Genomic DNA, 22,445 nt, shown 5'->3' on the forward strand with positions numbered 1-22,445 from the left:
AGAAAAGTCTCTTGAGATTTTACTTGTCTAAATTGTGCTTAATTATTTGTTCCACCACACCATTCATCGTCCTTGAGCTAATCTCCGGTTTCAAATACAAGGAATGATACTCAACTCCTGTTCGGTCTATATAGGCTGCTTGTAAGCCAGCGGATAGCGCACCATGAGTGTCCCAATCATGAGTAGCGACAAGACGAAGGTTTTCGACAGGCTCTTTTAAAGTTTCGGCTGCAAAGTTATACACATCTGAATTGGGTTTGAAACTGCCTGTTTCTTCAACGGAAATGACGGTGTCGAAATAATCTTCTAAGCCTGAGTTCTTGATTTGAGAAGTGATGAGATCGAGGGATGAGTTGGAAAAAGCGACGGTTTTAAACCCGTTCTCGCGCAATTTGAGCAAAGACGCTTTGATATCTGTGTGCGGTGGTAGATTGGCAAAAGAAGTTAACAAGGCACCTTTGCTTTCCGCCGTTAAATCACACTTGTACCGTTGTGCAATAGCGTTGAGCGCTGCATTCGCTAATTCAGAAAAAGTAGATTTTACGTTTGTTGCGATGCAAACCGTTGAAGAGTGTAAAAGCTTTGAAAACCAAAGTGATAATGCATCCTCCTTTCCAAACACCGCTTTAAATTTAGGCTGTAATGACTCCAAATTTAAAACCGTTTCGTTTATATCAAACAGTATCACTTCTTTTTTCATGCGAAGAACCCAGATTTAATTGAATTTCATGCTTACATAATCTGCTCTGACGATACGGTTTTCAACCTCGATTTAAGTAACTTGAGCTTTGCTCTCTAATTTGAAAAGGGGGCTGGAATACGTCAGCGACAACCCTTCAACTCAAATCTGGCGTTGCTTCATCGGTATCATGCAACGCCAAATCTGAAATGATTTATTTGGATTATTTAGCTTAATTTGCGGCTTCTATGGTGCCTTTGAAAGTGCTGTCTAAAAAGTCATTGATCTCTTGTGAGTGGTAAATTGAGATGATCTTTTTATACGTTTCATTATTTTTGTCTTCTTCTCGCGCCGCAACAACCATCACTGCTAAAGGTGCGTCTTTTTTCTCTAAGTAAATGCCTTGTTTCTTAGGATCGAGTCCAGCCGACATTACATAGTTCATGGTGATTGCAGCAGCATCTACATCGTCAAGAGAGCGGGGTAACTGCGCGGCATCCACTTCAACAAATCGAATGTTCTTCGGGTTGCTAACAATATCGTTTAAAGATGCGTTGAAACCAGCGTTGTCTTTTAATGAAATCAGCCCGGCATCTTCAAGCAGTAATAGTCCACGCCCGCCATTCGTTGGGTCGTTTGGAATCGCGATTCGTGCGTTATCAGGGATAGAGTCAAGCGAAGTGTACTTGTTAGAGTAAACGCCCATACGCATCAAAATTGAACGTCCGATAGAAACTAACTTGCTATCGTGATTGTCGTTAAAGTTGTCGAGAAATGGCTGATGTTGGTAGCTATTGAGTTGGATACTTCCATCATCTAATGCTGCGTTAGGGGTGATGTAGTCTGAGAATTCAACTAGCTCAATGTTAATCCCTTGCTTTGCTGCTTCTTTGGCGACTGCCTGTACAACTTGTGCATGTGGGCCAACTGTCGCCCCAATCTTGATGACAGCCTCGTCTTTTTTTCCACATCCTGTTACACCGAATACGAAAGCTAATGCCAACAGGGATGCTGTGATTTTTTTGTAGCTGTTCATGATAACTCCATTTAATAAATAAAAGACATGTAGACGTCTAGCTATCTATATTATCTATTTGCGCGATCGGGTCAATAGGTTTGTTTGAAGCGAAGTTACATTGATGAGCGGTTAAGTCAGTGAATCAACGAGGCTTCTGTACGTGAGACTCGACCGACAATCCCCTTCTAACCCCCTTGGTTTACATCTCAAACCTATTGTTGGTAATGGGAAAAGGGAGGAACTGATTACCGACCAACAAAGGCCTCGCGAGTGCGAGGCCTTTTGGGTTTTGTAGGGAATAGGGCAGTCACTCGGAATCTAAAGAAAACGGGTTCAGTAAAGCTAACTATTAAGAAAGCTTTTGGTTAAAGAACTCAAGTGTACGTTTCCAAGCTAACTCTGCTTCTTCTTCAGCATAGCGGCCAGTTGAATCGTTATGGAAGCCATGGTTCACGCCGTCATAGATGTAAGCTGTGTAGTCTGCTTCGTTCTCTTTGAGTTCGGCTTCATAATCTGGCCAAGTCGCATTCACGCGTTTATCGATTCCCGCAAATTGGATGAGCAAGGGGCCTTTTACATTTTTTCTTAAATCTGGTGCGGCAGGAGTACCATAAAATGGAACGCCTGCATCGAGTTGCTCTGGCATGACAGCGGCCAACATATTCACGATATAGCCACCGAAGCAGAAACCGACTGCGCCTAGCTTACCGTTACTTTTTTCATGGGACTTCAAGAAGTTTGCCGCTGCGATAAAGTCTTCTTCGATTTTCTCTTTTGATAGCGACTTCTGCATCGTTCGACCTTCATCATCATTACCTGGATACCCGCCAAGCGAATAGAGTGCATCAGGTGCAAACGCAATAAACCCCGCCGCTGCGAGTCGTCTTGCCACATCCTTTATGTATGGATTGAGGCCTCTATTTTCATGAATGACCAATACAACAGGCGCATTGCCCTCTAACTCTTTGGGTACAACCAAGTAACCATAGCCTTCGCCGTGTCCTTTAGGTGAAGGAAACTTCTCGTAGGTTGCTTTGATGGAAGGGTCATTGAAAGAGACTTGCTCTGCCTGCGCATAATTAGGGATCAGTGCAGAAGTTAGCGTCGTCATAGTTAAGCCAAGTACAGCTAGCCCGGATAGACGAGCCATAAACTCTCTGCGATCAATCAAACCGTGCGCATATTCGTCGTACCAATCAAATGCTTCTTGAGGGATAGAGCGAGCTGGATCTGATTGAGACTCGGTACTTTGATTCATAACTTTTCCTTGTTGTGAGTTGTTTGACCAATCAACTATAGTGGAAATTTCAACATATTTGAACGATCGCTCAATATCTTTTAAGCTATTTGTTATATCAAAGTACAAAAATTAGATGACAGTCAGATAAAACGATCACTTCGAATCGATTCACATCTCTTTGGTTTGTTTTACTGAATCAATCAACACAAGGTTGATATAAGTGATTAAGTCCGTGAAATAGGGTGGTTATGACTATTCGATATTTGAATTTCTTATTGGGGGGGAGGTTCTAGCTTTAAATTGGGCATTTAAGAGTTAAGCCTATTTACCACAGATATGGACAAGTACGTTTCAATGCAAAACGCTTGATTTTACTCTGGTATAATCTTTCCTATAAGAGCAGCCTTAGCGTTATCAGAACCTTCTTTATGAGAGATAAAAATAGATGTTGAAACTTTTGCGTCAGATAAAAAAATGGAAACTTGCCGCGTTTAGTTTACTCATGCTCATTGCCGCTTTTTTTATCTACAACCAGTTCGGGAACCGTATGTCCCGTGTCGACGAGGCAAAATTTCTAATCGGGCAGCTTAATATTGTTTTGGATGCTGCTGAGCAATATTCTCGTGATAATGGTTCTTTGCCTTCCATCACTTCCGATACCGACACGAACTTCGGCTACTTAAACATCAATCACTTAATCGAAAGTCCGGGCTTATCAACATGGAAAGGACCATACCTACCTTATGACGATACATGGATAGGTGGTGATCAGTACATCGACCACCCGGATTATATAGCAACGCAATTACTGCTTAAGGAAAAGGATAGCCAGTGGGCACGAGGAAGCACCGAGACAGGTTGTGAATCGTCATCATCCATTTGCTCTGTTGCGGCTTGTATCTGGTTGGTGCCAACAAAAGTCGCACAAGAAATTAATCACATTGTGGACGGCAGTTCGAGCATAGAAAGCTCGGATACGACAGGAAAAATACGTTACGACAAAGCGTTTGGCGGCGCACTTATCTGTATGATTGGAGATGACTATCCAATGCCATCAGCACAGCTAAATTAAGTCGTTTCTAATTATCTCACTGGCAACTTGGTCTTGGTTTTTACCTGACCGAAGGCGAAGCTGGATTCAATAGAAGCAATATTGGGCAGGCGGGTTAGTTGCTTGCGGATGAACTGCTCGTAGCTTTTGAGCGATTCACTCACCACATGCAATAAGTAGTCGTGATTGCCCGTCATCAGAAAGCACTCTAACACCTCGTCAATCACTTCGATGTGCTGTTCAAAGTCTCGCATGTTCTCTTCAGTCGGCTTTTCAAGTTTCACCAACACAAACACATTAACGGGCAGGCCACACGCTTCTTGGTCAACGCTGGCGTGATAGCCACGAATGATCCCTTGTTTCTCTAATGCTCGAACTCGACGCAAACAAGGAGAGGGCGACAGTGCCACGCGATCAGCCAACTCTTGATTAGTCAGCCGAGCGTTGTTTTGCAGTTCAGCCAGTATTTTCTTGTCGATCTCATCCATTAGCATAATCCATCAATATTGAATTTAGTTTGGCAATATTATTGCTCAAAGTGTATGTCTTACTTCGCAAATAGCAACTTTTAACATCTGCCCAAAACTAAAATTAAAGGAGGTATAACAAAGGACTGAACTATGAACACGTCAACTCAACTTAGCCCGTTGCGTAAAACCACCAAACACGAACAAGCAGAAGCCCTTGCCATTGAGCAAGCAAAGCATTTTGGTATCGACCCAAACAGTGATTACGGCGTCACGCTGATTGAACTGGCGACGACACTGTACCAAGCCAATACCAAGACACACGATCTTTGGGCATTGACGGTTGATGGACTTTCAGAACTCGACAAGAGTGACCGAATCGCTTGGTTTAACGCCAAACGTTTCTTGTCATTCCAGATCGCTAAGATCCTCGACAACCTGCAAAACCCAATGCGCGCCACTTACCAATCTATTGCCACCAATAATGGTAATTTTGCGTCTAAAGGCGCGTATCCTATCTTCGATAATGTTGCCGCTATTTTCTCTGCCAGCCCTGTTATTACACGTACTGCGACGTATTTGTTTGCTTGTACAGAATGGATTGAAGATGCATTCAACGGTAAAGAGCCGCTGCACGATATTTACTCTCGTCTTCTCAATCCTACATCGATTTCACTGGCTAATCACATGGTCGATATTGAGGCAGGCTCTAGAGCCAACGAATACCTCGCATGGAACTTTAACTCGGGTATGGCGGCTATTGATGGGTTGTTGAGCCATTTACTTGGACATGAAGATATAGTCTTAGCTTCACGTAATATCTATGGCGGTTCTTACCAGCTGTTGGAAGATTGGTTTGGCAAACCGTCTAACCTGAATGTTGCAGTAGAGTGGGTGGATGGTTACTCCGGTGATGAGTTCGCGACGCGCCTTGATGAAGTTGCCGACAAATACGCAGACCGTCTCGCTGCGGGTAAGAAAATCTACGTTTACCTAGAGTCACCATGTAACCCACATGGATACGTGTTGGATGTTGCTAGCATCAGTAAAGCTGGTCACTCTCGTGGTTGGGATGTGATTGTTGACTCAACAGTGGGGACTCCATTGCTTCATCCAGTACTAAAACGCGACGATGTGGCGGAAAGACCCGATTATGTCATTCACTCTTACACCAAAGAACTGGCGGGTTCTGGCACCACAACCGCTGGAGTTGTGATTGGCCGCAACGAGACCATGTTTATTCCAAAAGGAGAGGAGGTCACTTTTACCAAGTCCAACGGCGATGAGGTCACCATTCCATGGAACGAAACGCTGTTTTGGAATGTGTACTACATTAAAGGCGCATTCCTAGACGCAGATAAAGCGTTTGAAGTGCTTAATGGCATGAAAACGTATGAGATGCGAGTGGTGCAAAAAACGATTAATACACTGACTCTGGCGAAGATCTTTGATGCTCACCCAGACATCAATGTGTCGTGTCCAGCTTTGCTAGACAGCGATAACTATGAACACTGCCAGAACAACATGTACTTGGGTTTACCAGCGGCGCTTTTTACCATCGATATGGAAGGAAATGGCAATCGTGCACCAATCAATCGAGATGGGTTTAAACAGTTCTTCGACATGCTTGAGCCAGCAATCGGCATGCAAGTGAGCTTAGGGCAAACCAATACCGTGGCCTTGTGCCCAGCACTGACCACGCACTCAGAGCTCAGCGATGAAGCGCTAAATGAAGCAGGCATCAAACCGACGACAATGCGTATCTCTATTGGCTTGGAAGATCCTCGAATGTTCATTGCTCATATTGTCGAGGCGGCTAAATTGTCGATTGACCGCAACCACGTAGATTTCTCATCCAGCTTCCCGAGTGGTGACAATATCGATGAAATCTATATGCAAACTTATATGGATGTACACCAGAAGTTTGTGAAAAGCTTGCCGAAGTTCAGTCAGCTGAGTCAGTAACTTAGGTCAGTAACTTAGCTCAGTAAGAAAAGTTAACAAGATTAGTCAGTTAAAAGGCCGTCAATAAAAAAGCACCCTGCTGACTCAGTAGTCGGTAGGGTGCTTTCTTGATATAGAACCTAGTGACCATATTGGTTTACCAAGTCACTTACTATTTAGGCTGGTGGCCTGTCTTTTTCGCAAGCTCTTGCATAGCTTCGGCAAACGTAGTTGTTCCGCCTTTCGCTTTAACCTGAACCACCTTATATCCTCGGCTTTCTAGCGCTTGACGCTCTTCTAAAACGGCTTTGTCATCTGGTTGACTGCCTTGCACAGGCTGATGAATGTAACACCCTTCTAATTGACCATCTTCGACCAGTTGGTGGTGTTTCAGTGCATTGATATCAAAATTCATAGTAAGTCTTTTCGCTTTAAATGGAGAGTCTCTGTGGCAAAGGCCGCGAGTCTTTATAATTTTATGGTTTGTACAATAGGCATTTTAACCATAAGAAGCTAGCGAAAATTAAGCAATCCAATGGAATGAAGTCGGGTGGTCTTACTTCTTCAATCTCTTATTGAACGCTGGGAAGGAAAGGGGAGGAACTGAATGCGAACGTTTCAATACACCCTTATCTGACCTTTTCGTTCAACCATTGAGCGAAATCGGTACAAATCATCAACCTTTCCAAATGTGGAATCCTCACTTCTTTTATTGGCTCTGTTTTCCATTTGTGAATGGTTATAACCTAGTTTTCGTAGAAAAGAGAATCGAATAAGCCGTGAGCGCGGCGCTTTATAACGAATGAAAACTAGGTACAAGCATGAACGAAAACTTTTATAGATACGCGATTTACACTGTTTTTTCAGCGGCAGCATTGTTCTCCGCTTTTTTAGTCACCTCAGATAATGTTTCCCCTTTTACCACTCAAGCGACTTTGTATCGTAACGTCGCGACCATTGCGCCAGAAGTGTCCGGCGTAATTACCGACGTCATGGTTAGTAATGGCGAGTTGGTTGAAAAAGGTCAACCATTATTTGCTATCGATGCCAGTAGCTACCAATTGAAAGTGGCACAAGCGAAAGCCGAACTGCATCAAGCGCGTGACTCTGATTCAGCGAAATGGCAGCAATTAGCAGCAGCGAAACAAACACAAAGCCAACGAGAATTCGAATATCACAACGCGAAACAGAAACTCGCACGTAACCAAAAACTGCGTAACAAAGGGCTCGCGACGGAACAAGATCTTGATGATGCAATCACCAATACACAAGTTGCGAGTAGTGCGGTTGAAGCTGCGAACGCGGAAGTGAAACGCATTGAGGTTGAGTTATCGACCCAAGACCGCACAGCGGCCATTGAATTGGCAGAAGCAATACTTGCCAGTGCGGAACTGTAGGCCACACTCAAGTCGTCGCGCAAACGGAAGGCGTCGTGACCAACTTGCAATTGCAATCGGGTAGTTATATCACTCAAGGTACTTCATCATTGCTGCTGGTGGACGAAGCTCATGCGTGGATCAGTGCGGACTTCAATGAGAAAGGCATTGATAAGCTAACTAATGGCCGCGAAGTTTTGGTCTCTTTTGATGCGCTACCAGGCAAAAGTCTTTACGGGGGAAGTGAGTAGCCAAGAGCGTGCGATTTACGACACCAATAATGCCAATGGCAAGCTGTCTAGCGTGACTAATGATACGCGTTGGATCCGTGAGCAACAGAAAGTACGTACCCGCATTACAGTTAACGAACTGGATCCTTCGATGATCTCAGGTTCACGAGCGAGTGTGATTGTTGAAAGCGGTAACCCAATAATGCACGTTATTGGCTCTGCTTGGATTCACTTGGTTTCAACATTTCGCTACATCTACTAGTAGGAGATGACGATGTGGACATTTGAAAACACCGCACAGGGTCATTCTCAACGTAATGAAGCGCTGCGTGTCGCACTTACTGTGACGATTTGTATGGTGTTGGGAAAGCTACTAAACCTAGACTCTCCCGTTTATCTGGCGTTGTATCCAACCATCATCATGACCAAGAATAAAGATTACTCTTGGCTTGGTCTGATCCGTACCTTGGCACCCACTTTATTGGCAGCAAGTACAGCGTTGGTGGTGACTGAGGTATTTTCACAGCATCCGTTTGTGGTGTGGACCATCAGCCTGTTCTTCTTCGACTTTATGCGTCGTCGAGCCACTACGCCAGCGAAGAAAGGTAAAATGTTGATGCCAACCTTCAACTGGATTTTGATTGTGGTGTTTGCTCAGCATACCACCATGGATATGCCGATGCGTATTCATGAAATTTTGGTATCCATGTTGATTACCATGGTAGTAGCAAAAACCATGGTGGTTCTGTTCCCTGTTGAGCAAGGAAACAAGCCTCCTGTATTTAAAGAACAGCCTGTCACATTTGAGAGCAGAGCAATTTCACTCGCGTTGATTGGTCTTGGTTTGGCATTCTTGATGATTGTCGACATTATCTCTGCAATGTTCTGCATGGTGCCAGTGATTGCTGCTGCAACCCAAACCACACACAAAAGCTTTATCGACGTGGTTGACCGCCGTTTTCAAACTCAAGTGGGCGGCTGTGCATTCGCCGTGGTGTTCACCTTGTTGATGGCAGGGCATCAATCTACATTCGGTTACTACACCATAGTGTTGGGTTTATTTGCCTTTATGATCACCGCATCAATGGCCAAAGCGAAAGGTTCAGCCAGAGACATTCATGCCGATGCGTTATTGGCGACTATGCTGCCGATTCAGTTGTACATGACCAGTAGCAATTTAGGGTTGGAAAGTACCTTCCTACGCGCTTGGGAGCTGACTGTGACTTTGTTTGTGCTGTGGGCTTTGTGTCATTTTGTTCGTAAGCCTAATGGTGAAGAGCCGGCACTCGTTCGCTAATAATCAAATCCGGCCAACCGATTATGGTCTGATTTGATTGCGCCTTTCATAAAATTAAAAAATGCTTTTACTTTGGCTGAATCTTCTAAATCTTTATGAGTCATCATCCATAGGTCTGTATTTTGGTGCATCACTTCCATATCTACTCTTTGCAGAGTTCCCTTACTGTTACCTAAAAAGCAGGGTAAGTAGGCTAACCCCATCTGATTTTCAGCCGCGATGATCAGGGGCTCAAAAGAGTCGGCTTTCATGACAATTTTGTCTTCCGAAATCAGTTCAGAAACCTGTAGCGAAGCACTGCCTCTATGCATCATTAACCAAGATGCAGACTTTAAGGGGTGCTTACTCTTGAGGCCATTTATATATTCTGGCGATCCGTAAACACCAAAGGCAATTTTACTTAACTTGGTCCCAACTAAATGGGCTGGCAACTCATTTGCCGGGCGAATCGCGATATCTGCATCTAGGTGTGAAATATCCAATTGACGAGATGTGAGGCTGAGTTCTAACTGAATTTTTGGATAAAGCCGATGAAAAGCAGCCAAATGAGTACCCAGAATGAGGCGAGATAACGCATCGGTCGTCGTTATTCTTAGCGTACCTTCTAGCTTCAATTCCTGTCCAAAAACCTTGTGCTCCAATTCTCTTACTGTGGATTCGATAGCGAGAGCTGACTCCAGAAGCTTTTGCCCTTCAACCGTTAGTTTGTATCCGGTAGGAAGTTTATGGAAAATTCGTAATTTGTGACGATACTCAAAGGTGTCAATACGACGTAAAACGGTGCTGTGGTTTACACCAAGTGCTCTTGCCGCGGCCGACAGGGATCCTTCATTCGCCACTGTTAGAACATATTGCAGGTCATCCCATCTTATGTTGTGCATTTGCGCATATCCAACGTGTTCAATTAGTGAGTTTACCAAAAATTTAGCACAGCTATAGTTATCTCAACAAGGCAACAAACAGAACTGAAGTTCAAAGCATGCACTGATGGCACTTTTAATCTCCCACGCATTGAGCTTCAAAATTGACAATCAGGAGAAAGAAAATGTTAAAGAAAAATCTACTTATCGGTCTAGCGAGTCTTCTGGCTTTCTTTCAATTCACTCCAGCCCTTGCAGATGAAACAAAAGCAGTCGATTCAGCAAAGACACTAGAAACGGCTCAAGCATTCTTATGGGCGGCAGGCTCAGGTGATATGGCAAAACTCGAGTCATTAATGGCCGATGATTTTGTCTGGCACAACGAAGGTGACGCCGACATCCCTTGGATCGGTAACTGGGAGTCAAAAGAAAAAGTGCTCAACACTTTCTTTCCTCTATTTGGCGCAGGTTTGAAAGTCACAAGCTGGTCAACAGACTATAGTTTTGTAAACGGCGACCAAGCAGTATTCATGGGCAGCATGAGTGCCATTGCGAATGAATCTGGTGTAGACACGGGTAAATTCAGCTGGGCGGTTCGAGTTCAGGTTGAAGATGGCAAAGTGAAGAGTTGGAACTGGTTTGAGGATAGCTACGCAGTATCTAAAGCTTATCACGCCAAACAGTAACCACAGTGACCAATTAGGTTGTAAAGGCTCGATATGCTGTAGACGTATATCGAGCTTAACTTGGTTTTGAATAGCGACGCGAAGAGCCTATTCAACAATCCGACAGTTAAAAGGACACCTGAGACAATCTAGTTCTGAGTTTCAGTGTACGAGCCAAATAACGTACTTTGGCACTATTAAGTTTGGAGAAACTATCTATGAGCAATAAGCTAGCGAATGCGACTAATCTGTATATGGAAGGTATCCGAGATGGTCATGCATTAGAGGCGGTAACGAAGTACACCGGTCAACGTTATACTCAACATAGCACTGGGGTTCGCAACGGTATTGATGGTTTTGTTGAGTTCTTCGAACCGTTCTTAAAACGCTGCCCTGTTAGAGACATAAAGATCATACGCTCAATCGTAGATGGCCAATTCGTGTTTGTTCAAGCATTCCAAGATATTAATAATGGCGAATATAAGTGGGTGACTACGGATCTATTCGATACCGATAATGACGATAAAATTATTGAACATTGGGATGTGATTTCTGCCTTCGAAGCTCAACCGACGGAAGGGGAAGGTCGACTGCAAGGGCCAATCAATCATACTGACTTAGATAAAACAGAGGAGAATAAGAACCTTATCCGTGATTTTTTATGTGATGTCATGGTACTAGGGCAGAAAGACAAGCTATCAAAGTATCTCCAGCACGAAGAGCTAGCCGTTTATCAAGCCTCAGATGTGAGCCCTTTAGATAGCTATATTGGTGGCTATGACCAAGTGTTCAAGATTGTCGGTCAAGGTAACTTCGTAGCAGCTTACAGCCGAGTTATTGATAATGGTCTCGAGGTTGCGCGTTTTGATCTATTCCGAGTTGAGGGAGGTCAAATTAAAGAGATATGGGTAAACCAAGAGCCCGTGCCACCAAAAGCAGAATGGGTAAATGGCGGGAAGTTCTAGAGTCGCTTTAAGGGGGATAGCTCGGTTATCGGCTTGTGAGAGGTGAGTGTGAAAGACCTTCACTTTCCGCCAAAATAGTTAAGCGAATACGCCGCACACTTTGGCGTATTCGCTATCGGTTCTTCAATGAGTTTGGCTCTTTGAATTCGCCCCAAACAGCTAATTTAACGAACTTAGATAGTCGACTAACGCTTGTTGATCCTGAGTATTTCGCAAGCCTGAGAACCCCATATATGTGCCTGGAATCAGAGTTTTAGGTGATGCAATAAATTGCTTTAGCAAGGGTTCCGTCCAAACCTTATGGCTGCCAGAAAAATCGAGGATGGCTTTAGAGTAGTTGTTATAGCTGTCATCTGAAGCCACTTTACGACCAACAATTGAATTCAAATTGGGAGCAGTGGTCGAGCTGTCTGAATGACACAAGCTACATTGTGAGTAAAGCTGGCGACCTCGCTCTACACTATTTTTCGGTAAGTTTTGATCGCCAACTGCGGTATATTTGTTGCGAATACTGAGTAGAGATTGAGACTGTTCATCTGTTAATGATGCTCGTACTTTGAGCATGGCCATCGCTTGGCTCCAGGTCATGCTGGCTTCAACCTTTCCGACCTCACGACCATATCTGAGTACATTTTCGGTCTCAATCGATTGACCATTTTGTGCGACTTCTAAGTTGCGCATTAGGTTTCCGCGTTGCTCGATAAAACGATTAAACTCATCAATATTACTTTTGGCAGCCTGTTCCAGTACCTTTCGTTGATCTGCAGTGAGTAATGACATTACCTCTTTAGATACTTGGCCTCGTTTAACCCCGTGATTAGAAGCCATTCTTAAGCTTACAAAACCAAAGTGCTGGCTAGGTTTTCCCACTACCTCGAAGTCATTAAACGTTTCACTACCTGTAGACCAGCTTAAGAGGCGAGCTGCGAGGTTGGTTAGCTCTTTTTTGTCATTTTTATTGAGTTTAATCTTTGGCTTAGAGTTACCTTTTGCTAGCTCTTGACCTTTTCCGTTGAGGTGAGCATGTCGAATAGCGTCGAGCTGCTGTTTCTGTTCTTCCGTTAAAGTTTGGATAATCTTGCCAAAGGCTTCAGCGATTATTTCGCCGAGTTGGGCTTCATGCTGACCATAGCGCTGCCCAAGTTCGAGGAATTCTTCTTCCGAGATGCTCTCTCCGATTAATAACCCTTCTAATGCTCTGTTCATGGCAAATCGACTTTTTGCAACTTGCTCAAAAGGAGTTTTTTGTTGTTCAAGCAACGCTAGCAAAGTGTTTCGTTGCTGAGAGTCGAGGACAGACAAAGTTTGCTTGGCAACTTGGCTTCGAGAAAGGCTATGTCCACTTGCCACGCGCAAACCAACAAAACCAAAGTAGTTAGCCATGCGACCAACAGACATATAGTCATTATTAGATGAGCTTCCCGTTAGCCAAGACAATGTTCTTGAAGCGATTGCATCGGTAAGCGCTTTTTCATCGACTTGCTCCCGAGTGATATCACGAATCATGTCGCTATCTTTTGCCATCACTACGGACGACGACGCCAATAATGCTATCGCTAAAACAAACCGAAAAATGCGCATCCTTGCTAACCTTACTTGTTGTGTGTGTTTAACTTCTTGAATCTTAGCCAACATGTTTTGTGATGGAAGAATATTTACACTGTTTTACAACTCGCCTTAACGCTCAACAATGCAATCGCGCCCTTGAGATTTTGCGTCGTAGAGAGCGTTATCCGCTCTTTTAATTAATGAATTCCAGTCATCGTTTATGAGGGCTTGAGTCACTCCAATGCTGACAGTATACGTGCCAGAAGAGAGCTCTTGATTGGAGTTGTGTTTTGCGTGGTTTCTTATTCTTTCAGCTATCTGCATTGCTTGAACTTTATTCGCTCTAGGTAACATGACAACAAACTCTTCTCCACCATAGCGAAAACAGAAATCGCTTGTGCGGCATGTATCTTCAAGAATTTGACCAAAGTGCTTAATCACATCATCTCCCTTGTCATGACCATAGGTATCATTAATTTTTTTGAAGTGATCTAGGTCGGCAATCAGTACAGAAATGTCACTCTCTCGGCCTGGTTGAACAAGCTTGGGTATCAGTTCTGCTAGGCCTCTACGGTTATAAAGGCCGGTTTGTTCATCAGTGATCGATGAACGATAGGTCTGCTTCAACAAACGATCAGTTAAGATCCAAAACACTGAAAATGCGAGGCTAACAATTGTGATTGTCATGATAACGAAAGACAATTTATGAATATCTGATATCAGGTAATAGTTCGAATTCGTTCCTTTGGTATGAGCAAGTACGCCCCTAATTGCCATATAGAGAATGTTGATAAACAGGGTCAGATTCAACAGACACTTTGCTTCTCTGTTATCGTGCTTTTCCCCTGAATAGTTTGCACAGAGGGCTAAGATACATATCGTCACAACGAGAATACTTCGAGCCTCGATCCTAGAAGTAACAGAAGGCGCAATTAGGGCGCTATAAAGGAAGAAGCTAATGCCAAGGTGCGAGTTATTCAGGAGCCTAACCTTAGCTTTGTTATACTTTTATTTTAGATTCTCTAAACCCGATGTATCGACGCCTTTTAAGGTGTCTTTTGCTACTTCATCTAAATCTGTCGTTGTCGATTTTTGAGGATAACCAGCAGCGGCACCTTTACCGATCGCTGTTGCTTCTGCTTGTAGTTTTTTCCCCTCAGATTCACCCGCGATCCAGCCTTGTTTGTAGTCACTGTCTGACTCAAAACGCTTCCCATCTTTTATGTAGTTTTCGAAGCTATTGCCGCTTTCTTGCATGCCGCTATGCCTACCGTCATGAAAGCCCTGTATGTAAGAGGTGTTGTGACCACTCTCAATCAAAGCACTATCACTTGTTCCGCATCCGGACAAAATAAAAACTAATAAGATTAAAAACAGTTTATTCATACTCAAAGCCTCGGAACTCAGTCGTCTAAATGATAAGAATAGACCAAGATCATCTCGCAAAGGCATAACAGCGCTCTAGGCGGGAAAGCTTGTTTGAGAATCATGATATTCAAAACTTGAGAGAGTAGAGTTACTACTGCCTTATTAGATCTAGAACGATAGCAAATCACTGGGTGGTAATTTGCTATCAATTACATAGTGAATATCCGTTGTGCATATTGGTAAGTTCAAGAATTAAGACGAGGTGACTTATTGCTTATTTGAACGGTTAACGATAAAACTCAATATCACGACTGCAATACTAAAGCCCACAACACCAATCCAACCCGCACGTTCAAATACCTGAATTCCCACAAATGAACCAAACGCACCACCGAGATAGTAGCCAAGCATATAGATTCCGTTGATACGACTTTGAGCTTGTGGGTCAATTGAGAATACGCGTACTTGGTTCGATACTTGAGCGCTAAATACCCCAAGGTCGATGAGAATGATACCGACGATCAATCCAGCCAATGTGTCAGCGAAAAGCCCCGATATAATAAAACCAGCAGTAATAATAACTAACGCCATACTGATCATGTTTCGAGAGCCAAACTTGCTCACCAGTGACCCTGAAACTTTTGCTCCAATGACTCCAGCAAGAGCAATAACACCAAACATTCCTGCCTGTTGTGCATTGTAGTTAAACGGAGATTCACTGACATGCAGAGCTAACGTCGCCCACAGCGCATTGAACGAAGCAAACCAAAGCGCGCCAGTTAAAGCGGAAGTACGCAGTGTCGCATGCTGCTTGATTAACGTGGCCATGCTCGCAACCAGTTTAAGGTAAGGTATTTTCGTTGTCGGCGTGTTCGTCGGTAAAAAGGCATACAGCAACACACCAAAGACCATCGCAATAATTGCTGACATCATAAATACCGCGCGCCACCCAAACTGCTCATCGATGAACCCACTGAGTGTACGCGAAAGCAAGATGCCCACAGTTAGGCCTGTCATTAATGTGCCAATGACTTTTCCTTTCGTTTCTGGAGTACTTAGTGACGCTGCAAATGGAATCAGCTGCTGAGTGATGTTGGCACTCAAACCAATCGCAAAACACGCAACAACCAGAGCCACTAAGCTAGATGCAGTAAACGCGACAAAAGATGACAACACCAACATGACAGACAAGATCGCTATTAGGCGTCTGCGGGGTAACGTGTCTCCTAAGGGCGATAAGAATAGCAATGCCACGGCATAACCAATCTGACCGGCAGCTGGCACTGCGCCTAGCTGTTCGCTTGTTAACCCTAGCTCTGCGCCGATCTTAGGTAAGATGGGTTGGTTATAATAAAGGTTTGCAGCAGTTGCCGAGACTGCGCTCGACATCAGTAATAAACGTCCTGTGCTCAACACTTCTGTAGTCAATTTTGACATGGTGACACCTTAACTTTGGTTCATCGTTTTAATGAATGATTTCGATGAGCTAAGTCTAAGGTTAGCGATTGAATAACAAAAATAACCATTTGATTTAAATTCTATACGAATCTGGTATAGATAACTTTCTAAGCCATGTTTTGTTGAATCGCCTCAATTTCACTCTGTACGACAGCAACAAAGACACTGGCTGTAGGGAATAGAGTATGCGAATGGTGTGTCATCACTAATGGCATTTGTACGTCCACAGATTCAAGATTAACAAATACACATCCCTCACTGCGTAAATCACGAATTGCATGCGGTGCGATAGATACACCTAAGCCAGAAGAGACTTGGGTTAACACGGTTTGCATGTTGTTGGGTTGTTTTTTTATATTTGGAGAGAATCCAGATAGGTCACATTGAGTAATGATGGAGTCAAATAATCCTACCGCTTGTTCACGTTCAAATAAGATAAATTGAATCGCCGCAAGCCTCTTCTATTGGCATAGCTCTATATAGTTTGGTTTATTTGAAAGCTAATCTATGAGGTTTAAGACAGTAAGATAGGGTTCAAAAATAGACAGCTTGGTAGTTGATGGAATCAGTACAGAACGAGATTCGACTTAATCCTATCTTCTCGCTGCGATTGTATTCATTGATCGAGTGGTCAAAGCCATAGGCTGTCGACGGGGCCATATATTGAGTTATGCCTTGCTGTGTCGCTGTTATTTCATCATGGCCATGACCGCAGAACACGTCACGAACGCGATATTTTTGAAGCACTTTCATCACATCAGTATCGTTCTCTAGGCGGATCGCTTTCATCCAATCTGCACCGACTGGAATGACAGGGTGGTGAACAACCACGATAGGATCATTGGCCTTTCTCAATTGTTGTTTTAGCTGAGCCATGCCGCGGTTATCAATACGCCCTGAACCAAGTGGGTGGCGGCTGTCTAGCGGCTTGAAGCTTGAGTCTAGGAACACAAACTCTCGTTCACCGATGGTGGCTTTGTCGGTGACATAAATCGTCGAGCCTTTTAGCTCTGTGCGCATTAAGCGAGAGTCATCATGATTACCCGCAATCACGTAAATGGATTGGTCGCTAATGTGTTGCCTAATGAATGCCTCTAATCGAACGTAGTCGCCAGACTTTGGGTTACAACAAATATCACCAGTCAGAAAGATGGTCTTGCATGCCGTGTCTTTGTTGACGTATTCCAGTGCTCTGCGCAGGTTCTCATAGCTGGATTCATCGGAAAGGTGGCAATCACTGATTTGGTACACGGTATTCATTGTTATTGTCCGGTAATTCGATACGTAGAATTAAAAGTGATAGAAAAATGCCTGCTAAATCAGCAGGCATTTATTGGTGTTATTTCGCTTTTGATGCGGCGTGGTGTTCAATCATGAAGGCAATAGCTTCATCGTTTAAACAAGATTTACTCACATATTGGCGCTGTTTACCGATATGCAGGATAAAACCAAGATCGGTCTGCTCAAGTTGGTCGATGTCACTCCACGCGATGGTGTTGGTCGCTTTGTGGTTTTTGTAACTTACTCCGTTAGCGTCACCTTGAAAGACAATTTTGCTGCCTGCGCCTGAGCTGATTTTTTGTCGCCATAACCACCAGGTTCTTTTGCAGTACACACTGAATGCTTCAATCACACTCAAAACAATAAAGAACCAGCCAACATAGCCGTTAGGTAATAGTTCAAATTCCAGTAGAACCACACCAAAAATAAGAAACAGTATTCCTTTTAAGTAGGCTTTTGGAAATTGAGTCGGAAGGCTAGTTTGATCATAACACTCCGCGAAAAACGTCTTGTCGAGTTTGTATTCTGTAGTGAAACCGGGTTCTTTAGACATGTGAGGCTACTTTATGGTTCTCTGTGAATGGGCTGTCAGTGGGCAGGTGTCCCACGCTGCAATTTTGCAACTTGATTATTGTATCGCTTCTCACTGTTTTTATTTAGATATTTTGGCTCTGTTTTGTAAATCGATGATACTTAACGGGTCTATTCTAACTTTAGCTATCAGACTAGTGTAGGGGCATCTTTAAAGTCACCTAAAAAATTGGTGATGGGATGGATAGACCTGTGGAGTCACCCGGTTGTTGGGACTACTGGCATTTTTGGATAAAACTTCGATCTCATTTTGTTGGTTGATGGAGTCTATAGTGATTAGTGTGCTTTATCACTGCTGTTGAGGGTGCTCTAACAGAATAAATATATGAAGCTTGCAAAGTTCATCACTGTTCACTCTGAGAGGCCATGCCCAAAGCGATACCTTGGGCATGGCCTTATTCTATTTCAGTTTTAGGATCAGTACTCGATGAATAATGACACCTGCTTAACGTTAATGAAGAAACTTCTTTCATAGGGAGAAGAGGTAAGAGCAATATCTAGTTTGTTCAACCCAGACACTCTCTTCTCATTTAATGCTTCTAATAGTTTAGAGTTGGTAAACCTAAGCGTTTGACCGGCTTCTACGTTGTTGAATGTAGTAAGTGGATTACTCCATGCTGCACATATTGTAAAAGACTCACAGAACGTGTCGTAATCCAGTGTGTTTGGAGACCAAGTTTGATTAACGATATGCGCAGTCACATTGTTGAATGGAAATTGAAGGGTTGAATCTCCGAAGTCAACAATAAGCGTAGCCTGTTTGATTTTCCCTCGAACCTCACTTAAGTCAAAACTCGCTAGTGTTTCGTAGTCGTATGGGATTGAAGCCCCCGCTCTCAAGTAACCACCGACACGATGTTGCGTGACTTGTGTTGCCGGGGTTGCTTGCCAGTTTTCTCTTTCCAAACCGAATAGGTTAGAGGGGAGGGTCACATTCACTGGCGGACTGAAATCAGAGGCTTGGTATGGTGGAGTTTGACCGAGAACTCCTTGTCGATAGGAGTCAACGCCACTGTAGATTAGCAGTGCGTTCAGTTCATAAGGACCATCGGCTTGCTTAAACGTGTCACCAGGAACGGTAAACTTGATGGTGTTTTCGCCAGCCTCAAGCGGTTCTTGGAAACTCACTAGCTCTAAATACTCTCCGGCTGCACCAACGATATTTACCGAACCTGTGTAAGTTCCACTGCGCGTAACATGGATAGGAAACTCAAAACTCAGCGAATCAATGTAGGTTCCATCTTGCGACATAGTCGGTGTGGTGACTAAACTCCCCGTGACTTCAATCGGTTCGCGGCAACGCTCAAAAGATGCTAAATCAATAAATTCTTCAAACTGAATTCGAGGGGCTGAAATTCGTATGTCATCTTGAGTGATTGCGTAGATGATCGTCGGGTTGGAGGTCAAAGTAGATGCTGAATCAAACGCGCCAAAAATATCTTCAGTTGAGTACTGTAGAGTGACGATTTGCTTCGCAGGTTTGAGTTGCAGACGTTTGCTTGTGTTCAGCTCGTCAATTCCATCGGTGAGGTAACCATGAATGGCAAAATCCCCCGCGGATTTAACATCAAGTTCCAAGCGCTGCTCTAAGGCAATAACACAGCCTTCAGAGGAAAACAGTGGAGCGAGTGAGAGGCTGACAAATTCAATGTCAGAGGGTAGTACGTGGATTTTTTTACTTGTCTGGCGAGTGATAGTTGTTCCATATTCTTCAAAAGACGTTATGCCTTCAATTAGATAATCCCCTTCAGCGGGTGGAACGAAAATATTGCTGTAGACACCATCTTTAGCAATAGCATCGAAATTGACACCCTCATCTTTAAGCGTCAGGCGTGTTTTTATTCCAGCTTCATCAATGATCACTGCGCTGGTTTGGGCACCTGTGATTGGATTCCCTTTGTTTGTCAGTAATGCAGAAACGGGAACTGGTTCACCGACCACAAATTGGTTTGCAGCTATCGCCATGCCAAACGCAATAGGGGATTGGATCGCAACCTGAGCAATAATTACTGTGTTGTAACTTGGGTTTGGAAAATCAACGACGATCTTCCATTCGCCAGGTTCAGGGTTAGTTACTTCAGGCAAAAATAAATAGCTGCCCGGTAGCGGCGGACTTTGTGTGTCACCTGAAAGTATGTTCGCTTGCACATCATTGGATGATGTTGCGACTTGCCCGTTAGGCTTGACTAAATATACGGTTGCATCATCCAACGGCACGATGATTTCTGCTTTTAGGGCTTCCGCTTTGTCGATGGTAAATAGCATTGTGACTTCGTTATCGTTACTAGTCACTGGTTGAGATAGTGTCGTGCTTGTACTCATCCCAACGGGTATTGCATTACTGGCGATAGCCGGTGTGATGAAGGTACAGAAAAGACTGAACACCATCACTAATTGCTTGATGAATTTCATTGTGGCCACTCCTTAGCGCATTGAAATAATTTGTTGTAGAAAGCGTTCAACGTTTTGTCCCGTTTTCATTGTTGAGTGGTTAGCCAATACGTTACCCAATGCATTGGTATAACTTGGGTTAGCGCTTGCCAAGGTCACAACAACATCATTTTCTTGCGGTACTGTTTGAATGGCTTGGTAACTGACTATGGTGATTGGATGAGCTTGTGGTCCATGCACACTTGGCATTGTGACCGATTGAGTTTGAGTATCGAGGTAGGCCGCAGAACTAAAGCTTCTTAGCGCCTGCCAAGCGTTAACGCCTGCCCAACGCGATCCCCATGGGAATAGGCCAACGATATCAGGATCTTTCTCAATAACACCGTCTTGGTTGAGATCGGCATTTGCCCCAATAGAAAATGTATTTGCAATATTGCCGCGAGTACGCATTTGGATCGCGTTTGATGCTGTATCCGTTGTTAGATCACGGATACCAGGCATTTTAGGACCCGCAAACGGAATATTTGGGAGTTGCATGTACTTGCCAGCGTAATTATTTGGATCGGTACTGACGTTACTGTAGATATCGGCGTAGTGGTCCATTTTTATCACCGACAAATCTGCTGCGACGCTACCAAGGTGAGGTGTGGAGAAAGTAGAAAGGGAGGTTATCTCAAAGGAAGGGCTAAGTGCTTTGAGGTTTTGGGTATCTAGCCCGCCTTTACTGTGTGCAATGACGTGAACTTTGTCGGATTTCAACTCATCGAGAAAACCCTGAATTTTGTTGTTCAAGATATTAGCGTTAGTCGCTGTGGTTCCATTTTTGTCAGCAGAGAAACGAGTATAACGAATGCCATAGTCATCAAGTGTAGAAAGCACGCCTGGAGCCGTATCATCATCCCAAGTGTCTGATTGTGCAGCAATGCCATGAGCAAGAATCACAGGAATGGCAACATCAAACTCGATTGAGACCCAATCGACAGACATACACCAGTTGTCTCCCGTATTGCCAGTATCAATATCGACGCGAATCTCATTGTTTTGGCCGAACTTGACATCACTGATATCGACTTGAAGGTTAGTATCCGTCCAACGGTTATCAGCGCCTTGCAGCGTACCTAAAGACTTTCCGTTAAAAGATACGACATCTATTTCTGGAGCAATATTACTGACGTTGGCATTGGAGTCTATGTCGAAGACCGGCATGCTAATCCTTGCGCTAGAACCGAGAACGCCTTTTTGCTGCATATCGCCCAGTTTACTTGGGGCAATTCTCCCGTCACTTTGTAAAACGTTGGGGCTGACAACCATAGGAACAGGTAAAGAGATAAGTAGAGGTCCGCCAGAAGCATAGGTACAACCGGTATCCAGACCAGGACCAGAATTGACAACATAAACGCCGAGTACTTCTTGCGGTGGGGCTATCCCAGAGCTTTGTGAACGCATCGAGAAATTACGCAATTCGTGTGAATCAGGTATATCTTCGGCACTCGCGAAACTCGGAGAAAGTAACAAAACACTGAGCGTGGCGCTCGGAATGTATAGTTTCATTTGTTTACCTTTGAGTATAGGTTATCCAAGAATTTGGTTGAAGAAAGCTCTATCTGTAGTTGTAAGGTAAAGGCTTGGAGTTTGATGTGAAATTTATTGGGTATAATTTCGGCTTGTTACTCAATTGATAAAACTGCTGCTCTATTTTTTTTCAAAATAGGAAGAGTGCGATCGTAGTTTCTGGATTGCGGAAGTTATGTCCTTATTTTCAAAAGGAGGGGGATAGTGCTCTAATATTGTTAGAACAATCTAAGTTAGTTTATGAAAGAGTAGCTAAGAATAGGAAAATCAAAGTTGGATGTAGGTTTGTTACAGAACTACATAGAGCGCGCTGTTCTGAATGGCTGACTACTAACCTAACTGGCTGTGCAAAGTTAGGTTAGTAGAAATTATGTGGCTGTTAATTCAGATTTGAGAGATAAGGGCTAGTGTTTTTTAGTAAAAATGGTAAAGGTCGCAATAAAC

The 22,445-nt window shown here is 43.7% G+C and carries 19 protein-coding genes and 2 pseudogenes; 6 read left to right on the forward strand and 15 right to left on the reverse strand.

What is annotated here, in order from left to right; genetic code table 11:
• Positions 1–19: 19 nt before the first annotated feature.
• The 3 genes from AB4329_RS16190 to AB4329_RS16200 form a co-directional block, all read right to left on the reverse strand.
• Entirely contained in the window at positions 20–700 is a 681-nt protein-coding gene (locus AB4329_RS16190) for a haloacid dehalogenase type II (RefSeq protein ID WP_017065459.1), read from the reverse strand.
• Positions 701–911: 211 nt separating this feature from the next.
• Positions 912–1,715, reverse strand: coding sequence for a MetQ/NlpA family ABC transporter substrate-binding protein (locus AB4329_RS16195; protein ID WP_076646636.1), 804 nt, complete (start codon positions 1,713–1,715; stop codon positions 912–914).
• Positions 1,716–2,046: 331 nt separating this feature from the next.
• Complete coding sequence (locus AB4329_RS16200; protein ID WP_372138758.1) at positions 2,047–2,955, reverse strand: dienelactone hydrolase family protein; 909 nt, start codon at positions 2,953–2,955, stop codon at positions 2,047–2,049.
• 427 nt (positions 2,956–3,382) lie between these two features.
• On the opposite strand from AB4329_RS16200, the gene AB4329_RS16205 reads away from it, so the two are divergent.
• A complete protein-coding gene (locus AB4329_RS16205; protein WP_372138759.1) occupies positions 3,383–4,009 on the forward strand; it encodes a type II secretion system protein in 627 nt (208 codons plus the stop codon).
• Between the two features lie 11 nt (positions 4,010–4,020).
• On the opposite strand, the gene AB4329_RS16210 is transcribed toward AB4329_RS16205, so the two are convergent.
• On the reverse strand, positions 4,021–4,476 hold the full coding sequence (locus AB4329_RS16210; RefSeq protein ID WP_050634531.1) for an Lrp/AsnC family transcriptional regulator: 456 nt from the start codon (positions 4,474–4,476) through the stop codon (positions 4,021–4,023).
• A gap of 132 nt (positions 4,477–4,608) precedes the next feature.
• Here AB4329_RS16210 and AB4329_RS16215 point away from each other — a divergent pair, with 132 nt between their 5' ends.
• Complete coding sequence (locus tag AB4329_RS16215; protein WP_372138760.1) at positions 4,609–6,420, forward strand: PLP-dependent transferase; 1,812 nt, start codon at positions 4,609–4,611, stop codon at positions 6,418–6,420.
• 151 nt (positions 6,421–6,571) lie between these two features.
• Here AB4329_RS16215 and AB4329_RS16220 read toward each other — a convergent pair whose 3' ends face one another.
• Positions 6,572–6,814: a hypothetical protein gene (locus tag AB4329_RS16220; protein ID WP_017068564.1), complete on the reverse strand. Its 243-nt coding sequence runs from the start codon at positions 6,812–6,814 to the stop codon at positions 6,572–6,574.
• Positions 6,815–7,220: 406 nt separating this feature from the next.
• Between AB4329_RS16220 and AB4329_RS16225 the strand changes: the two are divergent.
• Both AB4329_RS16225 and AB4329_RS16230 read left to right on the forward strand, forming a co-directional pair.
• Positions 7,221–8,267: pseudogene (locus tag AB4329_RS16225) on the forward strand (HlyD family secretion protein).
• Between the two features lie 12 nt (positions 8,268–8,279).
• Positions 8,280–9,302 carry a DUF2955 domain-containing protein gene (locus AB4329_RS16230; RefSeq protein WP_372138761.1) on the forward strand — a complete coding sequence of 341 codons (1,023 nt, stop codon included), beginning with the start codon at positions 8,280–8,282 and terminating at the stop codon, positions 9,300–9,302.
• Here the strand turns inward: AB4329_RS16230 and AB4329_RS16235 are convergent.
• Positions 9,299–10,183 (reverse strand): LysR family transcriptional regulator, encoded by an 885-nt coding sequence (locus AB4329_RS16235; RefSeq protein ID WP_017059087.1) that lies wholly within the window; start codon positions 10,181–10,183, stop codon positions 9,299–9,301. The two genes, AB4329_RS16230 and AB4329_RS16235, sit on opposite strands and share 4 nt — an antisense overlap.
• Positions 10,184–10,347: 164 nt before the next feature.
• On the opposite strand from AB4329_RS16235, the gene AB4329_RS16240 reads away from it, so the two are divergent.
• Positions 10,348–10,848: a nuclear transport factor 2 family protein gene (locus AB4329_RS16240; protein WP_017059088.1), complete on the forward strand. Its 501-nt coding sequence runs from the start codon at positions 10,348–10,350 to the stop codon at positions 10,846–10,848.
• A 197-nt stretch (positions 10,849–11,045) separates the two neighbouring features.
• A complete protein-coding gene (locus AB4329_RS16245; RefSeq protein ID WP_017059089.1) occupies positions 11,046–11,792 on the forward strand; it encodes a nuclear transport factor 2 family protein in 747 nt (248 codons plus the stop codon).
• 159 nt (positions 11,793–11,951) lie between these two features.
• Here AB4329_RS16245 and AB4329_RS16250 read toward each other — a convergent pair whose 3' ends face one another.
• The 9 genes and pseudogenes from AB4329_RS16250 to AB4329_RS16290 form a co-directional block, all read right to left on the reverse strand.
• Positions 11,952–13,373 carry a hypothetical protein gene (locus AB4329_RS16250; protein ID WP_372138762.1) on the reverse strand — a complete coding sequence of 474 codons (1,422 nt, stop codon included), beginning with the start codon at positions 13,371–13,373 and terminating at the stop codon, positions 11,952–11,954.
• 96 nt (positions 13,374–13,469) lie between these two features.
• Positions 13,470–14,150 carry a GGDEF domain-containing protein gene (locus AB4329_RS16255; RefSeq protein ID WP_133151389.1) on the reverse strand — a complete coding sequence of 227 codons (681 nt, stop codon included), beginning with the start codon at positions 14,148–14,150 and terminating at the stop codon, positions 13,470–13,472.
• A gap of 198 nt (positions 14,151–14,348) precedes the next feature.
• Entirely contained in the window at positions 14,349–14,726 is a 378-nt protein-coding gene (locus tag AB4329_RS16260) for a hypothetical protein (RefSeq protein WP_231625616.1), read from the reverse strand.
• 249 nt (positions 14,727–14,975) lie between these two features.
• A complete protein-coding gene (locus tag AB4329_RS16265) occupies positions 14,976–16,145 on the reverse strand; it encodes an MFS transporter (RefSeq protein WP_372138764.1) in 1,170 nt (389 codons plus the stop codon).
• A gap of 128 nt (positions 16,146–16,273) precedes the next feature.
• Positions 16,274–16,612: pseudogene (locus tag AB4329_RS16270) on the reverse strand (LysR substrate-binding domain-containing protein); the annotation flags it as partial.
• An 88-nt stretch (positions 16,613–16,700) separates the two neighbouring features.
• Entirely contained in the window at positions 16,701–17,426 is a 726-nt protein-coding gene (locus AB4329_RS16275; RefSeq protein WP_372138766.1) for a metallophosphoesterase, read from the reverse strand.
• 79 nt (positions 17,427–17,505) lie between these two features.
• Positions 17,506–18,000, reverse strand: coding sequence for a YcxB family protein (locus AB4329_RS16280; RefSeq protein ID WP_017059097.1), 495 nt, complete (start codon positions 17,998–18,000; stop codon positions 17,506–17,508).
• 455 nt (positions 18,001–18,455) lie between these two features.
• A complete protein-coding gene (locus AB4329_RS16285; RefSeq protein ID WP_050645342.1) occupies positions 18,456–20,450 on the reverse strand; it encodes a choice-of-anchor X domain-containing protein in 1,995 nt (664 codons plus the stop codon).
• Between the two features lie 12 nt (positions 20,451–20,462).
• The gene (locus tag AB4329_RS16290; RefSeq protein ID WP_372138767.1) at positions 20,463–21,980 is read right to left on the reverse strand and encodes an esterase/lipase family protein; all 1,518 of its coding nucleotides are present in this window, start codon (positions 21,978–21,980) and stop codon (positions 20,463–20,465) included.
• Between the last annotated feature and the right edge of the window lie 465 nt (positions 21,981–22,445).

Origin of the sequence: Vibrio sp. 10N.261.54.A5, from assembly GCF_041471145.1 — a bacterium.
Classification (GTDB): Bacteria; Pseudomonadota; Gammaproteobacteria; order Enterobacterales; family Vibrionaceae; genus Vibrio; species Vibrio crassostreae_C.